Source organism: Agrobacterium sp. P15N1-A (assembly GCF_044626815.1).
Taxonomy (GTDB): Bacteria; Pseudomonadota; Alphaproteobacteria; order Rhizobiales; family Rhizobiaceae; genus Agrobacterium; species Agrobacterium leguminum.
This window is the reverse complement of sequence record NZ_JBIUPF010000001.1, coordinates 1,010,121-1,022,737: the sequence shown is the minus strand read 5'-3', so window position 1 is coordinate 1,022,737 and position 12,617 is coordinate 1,010,121. Positions and strand designations below refer to the sequence as shown.

The following is a 12,617-nucleotide window of genomic DNA, read 5'->3' as shown; positions in this document are numbered from 1 at the left end:
CTTAACGAGGAGACAAGCATGGACCTTATGTCGAACGACCACCGTATCCAATCCGTTCTCGGCCGCCTTGAAGTCATCATCGACAATGAGAACGAGAATATCGGTAAGGACCCCAAGTTCGACTTCAAGGTCTCCAACGCCCATAAGAGCCGTTGCCTTTATGAGCTGACGATGCTGTTCCGCGATACCCCGCGCGAGGAAATCGCCGCCGGTTACATGGAGCAGGTCAAGGGCATCAAGTCCAAGCTCGCCACCAATGCCAGCCGCGTCGAGGCGCATCTGAATGCGGTTCGCGCGGTCGCGGACCTCTTGAAGAACGCCATCCAGGAAGCCGATACGGACGGCACCTATTCGCAGGAACAGTTCATGTACGGCGCAGCCTCCTGATGTTGAAGCTTCTTCTCACCGGCGTCTGGGTTTGCGCCGTCACGCTCGGCGCGGTGTATTTCTCCGTCCAGTTGGCGACGGCGCCCGCGCCGGATGAGGCGGGGGCAAAAAAGGCCAATCTGCAACTGGTCAAGGGCGAAAGCATCACTATCCCCGTCATCAATGATGGCGGGGTGAACGGCTATTTCCTCAGCCGTATTTCGCTGCGCGTCGACAAAACAAAGATGGCGAAGATCGAGCTGCCGGCAACGCAACTGATGACCGATGAACTGTTCACGCTGCTTGCGGGTTCTTCCATGGTCAATATCGCCAATATTTCCACCTTCGATCCCGAAGCCTTCAAGCAGCGCATCCGCGAGGGGCTGAACAAGAGGCTAGATGACGAAGTGGTCGAGGATGTGCTGATCGAACAGCTCGATTACCTTTCGAAAGCCGACATCCGCGAGCAGAACGGCAATGGCACGCCCCGTTCGGTCAAGCTCGTCGAGGGCGAGAAGGCCGAAGCCGGGAAAGAAGCGGCGCCAAGCCACTGACGACCAGGAGGCGAGGGGCGTCGGCAGGACAAGGGATGCGGAGCATCCTTCTGGTTAATTGTCTCTTGCCGCATCCCCAGGCATTCTAGAGATTGCTTTCAAGCTAAATTCAACCTGCACCTGTATAACGAACCCATGAACCACCATCCCGCAGGCCATGTGTCGGATCGGTGGCGATGGGTTTGGCATTTGGGGGTTGGCAATGAGTTTCGCGTCAGGTTTCGCGCGGCCGGAATCGCAACGGAATATCCACGGACTGCGCGTCTGTGATCTCGACTGGAATGGGGCGCTGGAATTGGTCAGCGGCAGGGCGTCTGCCTGTGAAGGGCACACGATGCTGTCCTTTCTCACCATCGAGAAGGCGAAGCTTTCGCTCAAGGACAACGCCTACCGACAGATTCTGGAAAGCTGCCTGCTTCTGCCGCAGGGCAAGGCAATGAGGGCCGCCGCGCGCAACGAGAAGGGTGAGCCTCTGCCTGCGCCCATCGATGGCGTCGCCTTCACCATGGCGCTTCTGACCTATATGGCCGTGCCGAAGCGTATCGGTGTGGCGGGAGATGATGCGGCGCAGATCGGCGAGGTTCTCGCCAGGTTGCGGGCGCACGCGCCGTGGCACGATTTCGTCATGCTGAACCGGGATGCATCGGGCGTTAAGGTGGATGTTCTGCTGGCGGGAATGTTGAAGGAAAACCAGGAGACATGGCTGCACCGCACCGTCAGCCGGGAGAATGCGCGGGTCACCATCGCGGTTGGCCCGCTGTTCAAGGTCCTGTCGTCGGAAGTGGCCGGCATGCCGGAAATTTTTCGCAAGCTTCACATGAGCTGGCTTTACAGCCTCTGCGCCGAACCCTGGCACATCGCGCTCGGCAAGAGCTGAGGGCCGTTCTCGCAGGCGTTGCGTTAACCATTTGTTTGCCACGATCCTTTAACCTCTCGTAAGGTTTTGACAGTCGCCCGTTGCGGGCGGCACCGAGGGCGGCAGACGGCTTCAGATGGTTGATGACAATCCGGACATGATGGCGATCCGCCCTGACGAGGATGATGTCGCTGCGCCCGTATCGCAATGGCGCAGACATTGCCGGCGGCTGCTGACGTCCGGCTGCATCGCCGCCGCCACCGTTGCCGGGGCTGCCCTTCCGCTTCTGCTCGTCGATTCTGGCTTTCGCGGTTATGTTTCGCAGGCCCGGATCGAGGTCTCCCAGACCGCTTACGACGCCCCCGATGCCGCCCGCTTTCTGGCGATGGCGCGTCGTACCCTGCTTTCACCCTCCGGGCTCGACCGGATAACCGCCGATCTCAAGCTGAAGTCCGCCGATATGGTCGGCGTTCGCAATCAGGGCGAACTTGGCCTGCTTTTCGACCTTCTGACCGGTGCGGATGCGCGTCCGCTATCCGAGCGGGAGGCGCTGAACGGTGCGGTGGGCGAAGCGATCCGGCTGGAACTGACCCCGGATGAAAATACGCTGATCGTGACCGGCAAGGCCGCGACGCCGGAAACCGCCATGCGGCTGACCGATTATCTTTCGATGCGCGTCATCGCGGATGGCAAGGCCGGCACCATGACGCCCGCCATGCGCGAGACGGAGAGGGCGCGGACAAGGCTCGATGAAGCGGAAGCCGCGCTGAACGGTTTCCAGATGCGCCACGGTGACACCGTGATGGCCGAGGCGCAGCAACTCGAACAGCAGCTGCGCGACGTAAACGACAATCTGGCGCGAACCACCCGGCAGCAATTGTCCATTCAGGCCGATCTGACGGCGGCTTCGGCGCTGAAGCCGAATGATGTCTTTGCGAAGCCTCTGCCGGCCGGCGTGGGTTTTTCGGCGCTTGAGGATATCAGGCAGAAGCATGCGACCGCCAGCATGGCGCTTGCTGCGGTTTCGGTCGATTACGGCCCGAAACACCCCCGCCGCATCGCCGCCCAGAATGCGGTGGATGCCGCACAGGCGCTTGCCGCCCCCGCATTGCGGCAATTGCTGGAAGGCCTGCGGGCGGATGAAAAGCGCATCTCTCAGGAGATCGCGACCGCCAATGGCGAGCAAAAGAAATACCTCGACCGCCTGAACGAACTCGGTGTCGCTCCCGGCGAATTCTCCAGATTGCAGGGTGAACTGGAAACGGCGCGAAATGCCTATCTCGAGGCAAGCGAACGCCGCGACCTGTCCGCCTCCGCCACGCCCGCGGTCGAAACCCGTTTGGCGAAGAAGGCAAGCCCCGGAGAATTGACCCGCGATCTGACGCAGGCCGCCCTGCTGGCGGGCGGCGGTGCATTGATCGGCCTGCTGGGCAGTCTTTATCTCCTGAGCTATCGCCGCCATGACGAGGAAGAGGAAGGTGCATTGCTCATCGAAGAGGGCGCGCAACCTCCATCTTCCGTCGAGCCGTCGGTTGAGTCTCTGCATATTTCCGAATTCGAACCGATCGAGCCGGCTGTGTTCGACGATCTGCAGGATCTTGCCGCAGAGGGCAACATCGAGCCGGAGGAAGACGGCTTTGCCGACTACTACGGCGAGGCCGTCAATGACGACGACGGCATGCCGCTGGACGAGCGCGTGCGGCAGGTCCTGATGGGCAACCGCACGGTCAGGGCGGCTGATCCAGCCTCTTCCGGACTTCCGCCGCTTCTGGCCGAAGCCCTTGCCGGGGACTTCGACCATGCCCAGGCCGAAGCCGAGGAGCTGATGGAATTGCGACGCGAACTGGCGTTCCTGAGAGAGTGTCTTACCGATTACGCCGATCGCCGTGACGGCTACCGCAAAACAGCCTGAAAACGCCGCATTTTCGCTTGCATTCCTGCGAAGGGGGCACCATACGGAGCCTACGTAACCCAGCAGGAGCAGGACGCATGGCAGTTGTGATTGACGGGAAGGCGAAGGCGGCTTCGGTAACGGAGGCGGTCCGCAAATCGGCAGAAGCGCTTGAGGCGGAAAAGGGCGTAAAGCCCGGTCTCGCGGTTGTCATCGTCGGAAACGATCCGGCCAGCCACGCTTACGTGAACTCCAAGAGCAAGATGGCCAAGCAATGCGGTTTCAACTCCGTCCAGCACACGCTGCCGGAGGAAACCACGCAGGCCGCACTCCTCAAGCTGGTCGGCGAACTGAACGCCGACGCTTCCATTCATGGCATTCTGGTGCAGCTGCCGCTTCCGAAGCACTTCAATTCCGATGAGATCATCCAGTCGATCCTGCCTGAAAAGGATGTGGATGGCTTGAGCGTGCTGAATGCCGGTAAGCTCGCGACCGGCGATCTCGCCACCGGTCTCATTTCCTGCACGCCCGCCGGCGCCATGCTTCTGGTGCGCGGCATTCACGGCGAAGACCTTTCCGGCCTCAACGCCGTGGTCATCGGCCGCTCGAACCTGTTCGGCAAGCCGATGGGCCAGCTTCTCCTGAACGCCAATGCCACGGTGACCATGGCGCATTCCCGCACCAAGGATCTGGCCGGCATCTGCAAGACGGCGGATATTCTGGTCGCGGCGGTCGGCCGCGCGGCGATGGTGAAGGGCGACTGGGTGAAATCCGGCGCGACCGTCATCGATGTCGGCATCAACCGCATCCCCGCGCCGGAAAAGGGCGAAGGCAAGTCGAAGCTGGTGGGCGATGTCGCCTATGACGAGGCAAGCGCCGTTGCCGCAGCCATCACGCCTGTTCCCGGCGGTGTCGGTCCGATGACCATCGCCATGCTGATGGCCAACACCGTCATCGCCGCCCATCGCGCGCTGGGTCTGACCGCGCCGAAGTTTTAAGCCTGTCGCGTTCAATCGAACTACACGGCACAGCAATTTTTGTGCGCTGCCCCTCACTGCCGTCATTCCGGCCTTGAGCCGGAATCCAGCCGACGCGCGTCTGCGCGGCGAGACGACTCTTTTCAGCCCAAGGACTTGGGCTGGCTGGATACCGGCTCAAGGCCGGTATGACGACCGGGGGATGGAGGCCAGCCTCTACGCTTTCGGAGCCGGCCCCGTCGAAGCGCGCACCACCAGTTCCGCCTTCCAGAGTTCCTGATGCGGTTCCGTCTGGTTCAGCTTGATGCGGTTGATCAGGCGCTGGCCCACGCGCACGCCCGCCGCCCTGAGCGACGAACGGGTGGTGGTGAGCGGCACGGAGAAATTATCCGGCTTCAAAAGCGGCAGCACGTCGTCATGGGCGATCAGCGAAATATCCTTGCCGGGTTTCAAGCCGCGCTGGTTGAGCGAACGGATCGCGCCGAGCGCAAGCGCGGTACTGGCGCAAAGGATGGCGGTCGGCTTTTCCGGGCGTGACAGCAACGCTTCCATGCCGAGATAACCTTCCTCGTCGGTCATGCTGCTGTGTCTCTTGTTGTTCGCATGCAATGTCAGGCCATTTGCCGAAAGCGCCTTTTCCACCCCGAGACAGCGCCGATAGGTGAAATCATAACCCTCCGGGCCGTTCAGTAGGCCGATCCGCGTGTGGCCTAGCTGGAGGAGAAGCTGGGTCGCATCACGGAAGGCGCCCTCATTATCCACGTCGAGATAGGGATAATCCTCCTCCACGCCAACAGAGCGGCCATGCACGAGGAAGGGCAGGGAGAGCGACTGCATCATGGCGATGCGCGGGTCGTTCTTCTTCATATAAGCGAGATAGATGCCATCGACGCTGCCGCTCGCGGCGAGCCCCCGCAGGGCTTCGCGTTCCTTTTCCGGCTCCGTCGGCATGATGACGAGATGAAAGCCGCTGCGCGATGCCTCTTCACCGAGGCCGCTCAGGAATTCGCCGAAATGTACGTCGGAACGGTGATGCTCGCCAATCGGCATGACAAGCCCGATGGAACCGACCTTGCCTGTCGCCAGCCGTTGCGCGGCCGCATTCGGGCGATAGCCCGTCTTTTCGGCAGCCTCCATGACGCGGCGGCGCGTTTCGGCGCTGACTTCCGGATAGCCGTTGAGCGCCCTGCTGATGGTCGTCTGCGAAATGCCCAGCAGTTGCGACAACTGTTTCAGGTTCATGTCTCTTATTTCCTCCACGCGCGCGCCCGAGAATACGGCAAAGCCTCTCCTCAATTCCCAAAGCGCTTTAGATTTTTACCAGCCTCCGCCGTATTTCTCAATCGAAAAGGATAGCCGCCTTCCGAATTAAATATGATTATTCATAAGGCGCTGCAACGTTTCCGAACAAAGAGCCTCTTGACTCTGTCTCGATGACAATGAGATGAATAGGCAGCCAAAGCGCTTTGATTGGAGAGGACGCTTTGAGCCTTTTATGTGATGGGAGGTAAATCACATGCAGAAGACTCTTTTGGCGACGGCTGCCGTCATGGCTTTGCTGTCCGGTGCGGCCTTTGCCGCCGACCTGAAGTTTGCACCCGGCGGCGACGCCAAGTTCAACTGGAAAAGCTACGAGGACTTCAAGGCGGCCCATGCCGACCTGAAAGGTCAGGCGCTGACGATTTTCGGGCCCTGGCGCGGTGAAGACGAGGCGCTGTTTCAGTCGGTGCTTGCCTATTTCGCCGATGCGACCGGCGTGAACGTCCGTTATTCCTCGTCGGAAAATTACGAGCAGCAGATCGTCATCGATACGCAGGCGGGTTCGCCGCCCAATATCGCCATCCTGCCGCAGCCCGGCCTTCTGGCCGATCTCGCGGCCAAGGGTTTTCTGGTGCCGCTCGGTGACGAGACCGCCAATTGGGTCAAGGAAAATTACGGCGCAGGCCAGTCCTGGGTCGATCTCGGCAGCTACAAGGGCAAGGACGGGAACAAGGCTTACTTTGCATTCCCCTTCAAGGCCGATGTGAAGTCGCTCGTCTGGTATGTGCCTGAGAACTTCGAGGAAGCGGGCTATGAAGTGCCCGAGAGCATGGAAGACCTGTTCAAGCTGACCGACCAGATCGTAGCCGATGGCGGCACGCCCTGGTGCATCGGCCTCGGCTCTGGCGGTGCGACCGGCTGGCCGGCAACCGACTGGGTGGAAGACCTGATGCTGCGCACGCAGCCGCTCGACGTTTACCAGAAGTGGACGACCAACGAGGTGAAGTTCACCGATCCGGCCGTGGTCGAGGCGATCAACGAGTTCGGCAAATTCGCCAAGAATGAAAAATACGTGAGCGGCGGCGTTGCAGCCGTGGCCTCCACCGACTTCCGCGACAGTCCCAAGGGTCTCTTCGACATTCCGCCGAAATGCTACCTGCACCATCAGGCATCGTTCATTCCGTCCTTCTTCCCTGAAGGCACCAAGGTCGGAACGGATGCGGATTTCTTCTACATGCCGACTTACGCGTCCAAACCTGACCTCGGCAAGCCGGTTCTCGGCGCCGGCACGCTCGTCACGGTCACCAAGGAAGCACCGGCGGCCAAGGCATTCGTCGAATTCCTGAAGACCCCGATCGCCCACGAAGTGTGGATGGCGCAGTCCAGCTTCCTGACGCCCTATAAGGGTGTGAATGTCGAGACCTATGCCAACGAGCAGATGAAGCGACAGGGTGAAATCCTCACGACCGCGACAAGCTTCGGCTTCGATGGTTCCGACCTGATGCCCGGCAAGATCGGTGCCGGCGCGTTCTGGACCGGCATGATCGATTTCGTCGGTGGCAAGTCCGCCGATCAGGTCGCCGCCGATATCCAGAAGGCCTGGGACGGCCTGAAGTAACAATCGGATCAGGCCCGGCGGCACGCTGCCGGGCCTTTACCAAATGGAACGGATCCGATGACCGCATAAATCAGCGCGGCGCGGAGAGGATCAGGGAGGGAACATGGCTCAACAACTCGTGTCTGCCATCGGCGTCATGGTAGCGGGCGTTTTTGCCTGCGCTGCCTATTACTGGCTATCCGACAAGGCGCTGCAGGTGATCTTTCCCGTCCGCTCGGGAGATGTCATTCACGCATCCCGCAATCTAAACCGCCGCGCCGCCGTCCGGCCTTGGCTGTTCATCGGCCCGGCGCTGATCCTGCTGCTCGTCTACCTGGTCTATCCCGTCATCGCCACGCTGATCCTTTCCTTTTATGATCGCACAGGCAGCGAATTCGTCGGCCTCGCCAATTATCGCTGGGCGTTTTTCGACGCGGGTTTTCGCCAGTCGATCTTCAACAATATCCTCTGGCTTGCCGTCGTGCCGGCCGCCTGCACCTTCTTCGGCCTCGTCATTGCCGTCATGACCGACCGCATCTGGTGGGGCAACATCGCCAAATCCATCGTCTTCATGCCGATGGCGATTTCTTTCGTTGGCGCATCGGTCATCTGGAAGTTCATCTATGAGTATCGCGCCGAAGGTCAGGTGCAGATCGGCCTCTTGAACGCCATCGTCGAGTTTTTCGGCGGCAGCCCGGAGGTGTGGATTTCCATGCCCTTCTGGAACAATTTCTTCCTGATGGTCATCCTCATCTGGATCCAGACCGGTTTCGCCATGGTCATCCTGTCGGCGGCTTTGCGCGGCATTCCGGAAGAAACCATCGAGGCGGCTGTCATCGATGGCGCCAATGGCTGGCAGATCTTCTGGAAGATCATGGTGCCGCAGATCTGGGGCACCATCGCCGTCGTCTGGACGACGATCACCATTCTTGTGCTCAAGGTCTTCGATATCGTGCTGACCATGACCAACGGACAGTGGAACACCATGGTTCTCGCCAATCTCATGTTCGACTGGATGTTCCGCGGTGGCGGCGACAGCGGCCGAAGTGCGGTTATCGCGCTCATCATCATGGCGGCCGTCACCCCCATCATGGTCTGGAACATCCGCCAGGCGAACCGCGAGATGGAGGGCCGCTGAGATGAATATCGTCAAACGCCTGCGCCGCGTCGGCCTGCCGCGCCTCATCGTCCATGCCAGCGTCCTGGTGGTCGTGCTTCTCTGGCTCCTGCCGACGCTCGGCATTCTCGTCAGCTCGCTGCGCGACAAGGACCAGATTACCGTCTCCGGCTGGTGGACGGCCTTCTCCAGCTCCGAACAGACCTCGGCAGTGCGCCTCGCCGATGCTTCCGTGCAGAAGCAGGACGGCAGCCGCTATGTGATATCAGGCAATGTCTTCGAAAACGGCGCGGGCGGAAAGGTTTCCGCCTTCGGCGTGCGCGTTCAGGAGCCGAGAGCATTCAACGCCGGCGAACCGGCCGATATCGGCGATGGCGAAACCCTGCTCGTCAATACGGACGGCACTTACGAATATAGCAGGGCTTCGAGCTTCGAGGGCGCGCGCGGCAAGCGCGTCTATATTTCCGTCGCGACGCCGCCCGTCTTCACGCTCGACAATTACCGCACGGTTCTGACCTCGGAAGGCATCGGCCAGTCCTTCGTCAACTCACTCACCGTGGCCGTGCCGGCAACCGTCATCCCCATCCTCATCGCCGCCTTTGCCGCCTATGCGCTGTCATGGATGAGCTTTTCCGGCCGCAATCTGCTGATTGCCATGGTGGTGGGCCTGATCGTCGTGCCGTTGCAGATGTCGCTGATCCCGCTGCTGCGGCTCTATAATGAAATCGGCACCATCTTCGGCGTGCCGTCCAAGACCTATGCCGGCATCTGGCTGGCGCATACCGCCTTCGGCCTGCCGCTCGCCATCTATCTGCTGCGCAACTATATTTCCGGCCTGCCGAAGGAGATCATCGAAAGCGCCCGCGTGGATGGTGCCAGCGATTTTGAAATCTTCGTCAAGATCATCCTGCCGCTCTCCTTCCCGGCGCTTGCCTCCTTCGCCATCTTCCAGTTCCTGTGGACCTGGAACGACCTGCTCGTCGCCATGGTGTTCCTCGGCACGCAGAAGGACGAACTGGTATTGACCGGTGCGCTCAACGCGTTGCTCGGCTCGCGCGGCGGCAACTGGGAAATCCTCACGGCTTCGGCCTTTGTCACAATCATCGTGCCGCTTTGCGTCTTCTTTGCTCTTCAACGTTATCTCGTGCGTGGCCTGCTCGCAGGCTCCGTCAAGGGAGGCTGATCATTCCATGAACGCCCATACCAGACAGGACACTTCCATGACCGCTTCGGTGACTTCCGCTTTGACGCCCAACAAGGACTGGTGGCGCGGCGCTGTTATCTATCAGATCTATCCGCGCTCCTATCAGGACTCCAATGGCGACGGCATCGGCGATCTCAAGGGCATCACCGACCGGCTGGCGCATATTGCCGGCCTCGGTGCAGATGCGATCTGGATTTCGCCCTTCTTCACCTCGCCGATGAAGGATTTCGGTTACGACGTCTCGAATTATGTCGATGTCGATCCGATGTTCGGCACGCTTGCCGATTTCGACGGGCTGATTGCCGAAGCCCACCGGCTCGGCATCCGCGTCATGATCGATCTCGTCATGTCGCACACCTCGGACCAGCACCCATGGTTCGTGGAAAGCCGCGCCAGCCGCAACAATGCGAAATCGGACTGGTATGTCTGGTCGGATGGCAAGCCGGATGGCACGCCGCCCAACAACTGGCTGTCGATCTTCGGCGGTCCGGGCTGGCAGTGGGACCCGACGCGCATGCAATATTACATGCACAATTTCCTCACCTCGCAGCCGGACCTCAACCTGCATAACCCTGAAGTGCAGGAAGAGCTGCTAAACATCACCCGTTTCTGGCTGAAGCGCGGTGTTGACGGTTTTCGCCTCGACACCATCAACTTCTATTTCCACGACCTTGAGCTGCGCGATAACCCGGCGCTGGCGCCGGAGCGCCGCAACGCCTCCACGGCACCTGCGGTAAATCCCTATAACTTCCAGGAACATCTCTACGACAAGAACCGCCCGGAAAACATCGCCTTCCTGAAGCGCTTCCGCGCGGTGCTGGACGAGTTTCCAGACATCGCCGCTGTCGGCGAAGTCGGCGATAGCCAGCGCGGCCTCGAAATCGTCGGTGAATATACATCCGGCGATGACAAGATGCAGATGTGTTACGCCTTCGAATTCCTGGCACCTGATGCGCTGACCCCGCAGCGCGTCGCCGATGTGCAGGCGGATTTTGCGAAAGCCGCCCCGGAAGGCTGGGCCTGCTGGGCTTTCTCCAACCATGATGTCGTGCGCCATGTCAGCCGCTGGGGCGAGCATGTCGAGGATAAGGACGCTTTCGCCAAGGTTCTTTCGGCGCTGCTGATGACGCAGCGCGGCTCCGTCTGCATCTATGAGGGCGAAGAACTCGGCCTCACCGAGGCCGATATCGCCTTTGAGGATTTGCAGGATCCATACGGCATCCAGTTCTGGCCGGAATTCAAGGGCCGCGACGGTTGCCGCACGCCGATGGTGTGGGATGCCGGCCACGCACAGGCCGGTTTCTCGACAGCCGACAAGACATGGCTGCCCATTCCGGCCGAACACAAGCAGCGCGCCGTCAGCGCCCAGCAGGGCAATGAAGCTTCGGTGCTGGAACATTACCGCCGCTTCCTCGCTTTCCGCAGGCAGCACCCGGCCTTCGCAAAGGGTGGTATCGAATTCCAGCCGGTGCAGGGTGAGGTGCTGAGCTATACCCGCAAGCTGGGCAACGAAACCGTGCTTTGCCTCTTCAACTTGTCCGCAACGCCGGCAAAAGCCACGCTGCCGGAAGGGAACTGGGAGGTTCTCGAAGGTCATGGCTTTGCAAGCGGCCTTGAAGGCAGAAGCGTAGAACTTCCGGCATGGGGCGCATTCTTCGCCCGTTACGCCTGACAGAACAGGGAGGACCACCCATGACAAGTCTCGTTCTCAAGGATATCCGCAAATCATACGGGCAGGTGAAGGTCCTGCACGGCATCGATCTTTCGATCGAGCAGGGCGAATTCATCGTTTTCGTCGGCCCGTCCGGCTGCGGAAAATCGACACTTCTGCGGATGATCGCCGGTCTGGAGGAGATCACCGGCGGCGAGATGTTCATTGATGGCCAGCTCGTCAATGAAATCCCGCCCTCGCGTCGGGGCATCGCCATGGTGTTCCAGTCCTATGCGCTTTATCCGCATATGACCGTCTATGACAACATGGCCTTTGGCATGAAGATCGCCAAGGAAAACAAGCAGGAAATCGACCGCCGCGTGCGTGCCGCTGCCGAAATCCTGCAGCTGACGCAATATCTGGAGCGTCTGCCCAAGGCGCTCTCCGGCGGCCAGCGCCAGCGTGTCGCCATTGGCCGCGCCATTTGCCGCAATCCGAAAGTCTTCCTGTTCGATGAGCCCTTGTCGAACCTCGATGCAGCGCTGCGTGTCGCCACCCGCATCGAGATTGCCAAGCTCAACGAGCAGATGGCCGATACCACGATGATCTACGTCACCCACGACCAGGTGGAGGCGATGACGCTGGCAGACCGCATCGTGGTTTTGAATGCGGGCCGTGTGGAGCAGGTGGGTGCGCCGCTCGAACTTTACGAAAGGCCGGCCAATCTCTTCGTGGCGCGCTTCATCGGCTCTCCCGCCATGAACATTATCGCTGCAAAGATCACCGAAACCGGTGAGAGGACCTCCATCGAACTTGCCGGCGGTAAAACGCTCGCCGTTTATGTTCCCACGCCCGCAACCGAAAAGGGGAAGGCGGCAAGCTTTGGCGTCCGGCCGGAAGATCTGAGCATCGTCACCGGGGACGATTATCTTTTCGAGGGAAAAGTCGCGATCGTCGAAGCGCTCGGCGAAGTGACGCTGCTTTATCTCGAAGCGCCCAAGGGGCAGGAGCCGATCATCGTCAAGGTGCCGGGCATCGTTTCCGTCGGCAAGGGCGAAACCCTGCGTTTTGCGGCACCGCAGGAAAAGCTCCATCTCTTCGACGCCGAGGGCAAGACCTATCGCCAGTAATTGCCGCCGATGCC

The 12,617-nt window shown here is 60.5% G+C and carries 11 protein-coding genes; 10 read left to right on the top strand and 1 reads right to left on the bottom strand.

Annotation, left to right across the window (positions count from 1 at the left end; all coding sequences use genetic code 11):
* The first annotated feature begins 18 nt into the window (after positions 1 to 18).
* From ACIK7D_RS05000 to ACIK7D_RS04980, 5 genes are all read left to right on the top strand, one after another.
* Positions 19 to 387, top strand: coding sequence for a hypothetical protein (locus ACIK7D_RS05000; protein WP_080818818.1), 369 nt, complete (start codon positions 19 to 21; stop codon positions 385 to 387).
* A complete protein-coding gene (locus ACIK7D_RS04995) occupies positions 387 to 920 on the top strand; it encodes a flagellar basal body-associated FliL family protein (protein ID WP_004432561.1) in 534 nt (177 codons plus the stop codon). Before ACIK7D_RS05000 ends, ACIK7D_RS04995 begins: the two co-directional genes overlap by 1 nt.
* A 202-nt stretch (positions 921 to 1,122) precedes the next feature.
* Positions 1,123 to 1,797 carry a WecB/TagA/CpsF family glycosyltransferase gene (locus tag ACIK7D_RS04990; protein ID WP_080817823.1) on the top strand — a complete coding sequence of 225 codons (675 nt, stop codon included), beginning with the start codon at positions 1,123 to 1,125 and terminating at the stop codon, positions 1,795 to 1,797.
* Between the two features lie 115 nt (positions 1,798 to 1,912).
* On the top strand, positions 1,913 to 3,688 hold the full coding sequence (locus tag ACIK7D_RS04985) for a hypothetical protein (RefSeq protein ID WP_400155752.1): 1,776 nt from the start codon (positions 1,913 to 1,915) through the stop codon (positions 3,686 to 3,688).
* A 77-nt stretch (positions 3,689 to 3,765) separates the two neighbouring features.
* On the top strand, positions 3,766 to 4,665 hold the full coding sequence (locus tag ACIK7D_RS04980; RefSeq protein WP_137002905.1) for a bifunctional methylenetetrahydrofolate dehydrogenase/methenyltetrahydrofolate cyclohydrolase: 900 nt from the start codon (positions 3,766 to 3,768) through the stop codon (positions 4,663 to 4,665).
* A gap of 195 nt (positions 4,666 to 4,860) precedes the next feature.
* Here ACIK7D_RS04980 and ACIK7D_RS04975 read toward each other — a convergent pair whose 3' ends face one another.
* The gene (locus ACIK7D_RS04975) at positions 4,861 to 5,886 is read right to left on the bottom strand and encodes a LacI family DNA-binding transcriptional regulator (RefSeq protein ID WP_065654439.1); all 1,026 of its coding nucleotides are present in this window, start codon (positions 5,884 to 5,886) and stop codon (positions 4,861 to 4,863) included.
* A gap of 274 nt (positions 5,887 to 6,160) precedes the next feature.
* On the opposite strand from ACIK7D_RS04975, the gene ACIK7D_RS04970 reads away from it, so the two are divergent.
* The 5 genes from ACIK7D_RS04970 (at position 6,161) to ACIK7D_RS04950 (ending at position 12,603) form a co-directional block, all read left to right on the top strand.
* Positions 6,161 to 7,522 carry an ABC transporter substrate-binding protein gene (locus tag ACIK7D_RS04970; RefSeq protein WP_400155751.1) on the top strand — a complete coding sequence of 454 codons (1,362 nt, stop codon included), beginning with the start codon at positions 6,161 to 6,163 and terminating at the stop codon, positions 7,520 to 7,522.
* A 103-nt stretch (positions 7,523 to 7,625) separates the two neighbouring features.
* Positions 7,626 to 8,639, top strand: a complete 1,014-nt coding sequence (locus tag ACIK7D_RS04965) for a carbohydrate ABC transporter permease (RefSeq protein WP_046800613.1) — start codon at positions 7,626 to 7,628, stop codon at positions 8,637 to 8,639.
* Position 8,640: 1 nt separating this feature from the next.
* Complete coding sequence (locus tag ACIK7D_RS04960; protein ID WP_269698632.1) at positions 8,641 to 9,801, top strand: carbohydrate ABC transporter permease; 1,161 nt, start codon at positions 8,641 to 8,643, stop codon at positions 9,799 to 9,801.
* Between the two features lie 37 nt (positions 9,802 to 9,838).
* Positions 9,839 to 11,494: an alpha-glucosidase family protein gene (locus tag ACIK7D_RS04955; RefSeq protein WP_080818816.1), complete on the top strand. Its 1,656-nt coding sequence runs from the start codon at positions 9,839 to 9,841 to the stop codon at positions 11,492 to 11,494.
* A 20-nt stretch (positions 11,495 to 11,514) separates the two neighbouring features.
* Positions 11,515 to 12,603 (top strand): ABC transporter ATP-binding protein, encoded by a 1,089-nt coding sequence (locus ACIK7D_RS04950; protein WP_400155750.1) that lies wholly within the window; start codon positions 11,515 to 11,517, stop codon positions 12,601 to 12,603.
* Positions 12,604 to 12,617 lie beyond the last annotated feature (14 nt).

Bases quoted from the DNA above. Each gene is read 5' to 3' on its own strand.
- ACIK7D_RS05000 (WP_080818818.1), top strand. From the start codon at position 19: ATGGACCTTATGTCGAACGACCACCGTATCCAATCCGTTCTCGGCCGC.
- ACIK7D_RS04995 (WP_004432561.1), top strand. From the start codon at position 387: ATGTTGAAGCTTCTTCTCACCGGCGTCTGGGTTTGCGCCGTCACGCTC.
- ACIK7D_RS04990 (WP_080817823.1), top strand. From the start codon at position 1,123: ATGAGTTTCGCGTCAGGTTTCGCGCGGCCGGAATCGCAACGGAATATC.
- ACIK7D_RS04985 (WP_400155752.1), top strand. From the start codon at position 1,913: ATGGTTGATGACAATCCGGACATGATGGCGATCCGCCCTGACGAGGAT.
- ACIK7D_RS04980 (WP_137002905.1), top strand. From the start codon at position 3,766: ATGGCAGTTGTGATTGACGGGAAGGCGAAGGCGGCTTCGGTAACGGAG.
- ACIK7D_RS04975 (WP_065654439.1), bottom strand. From the start codon at position 5,886: ATGAACCTGAAACAGTTGTCGCAACTGCTGGGCATTTCGCAGACGACC.
- ACIK7D_RS04970 (WP_400155751.1), top strand. From the start codon at position 6,161: ATGCAGAAGACTCTTTTGGCGACGGCTGCCGTCATGGCTTTGCTGTCC.
- ACIK7D_RS04965 (WP_046800613.1), top strand. From the start codon at position 7,626: ATGGCTCAACAACTCGTGTCTGCCATCGGCGTCATGGTAGCGGGCGTT.
- ACIK7D_RS04960 (WP_269698632.1), top strand. From the start codon at position 8,641: ATGAATATCGTCAAACGCCTGCGCCGCGTCGGCCTGCCGCGCCTCATC.
- ACIK7D_RS04955 (WP_080818816.1), top strand. From the start codon at position 9,839: ATGACCGCTTCGGTGACTTCCGCTTTGACGCCCAACAAGGACTGGTGG.
- ACIK7D_RS04950 (WP_400155750.1), top strand. From the start codon at position 11,515: ATGACAAGTCTCGTTCTCAAGGATATCCGCAAATCATACGGGCAGGTG.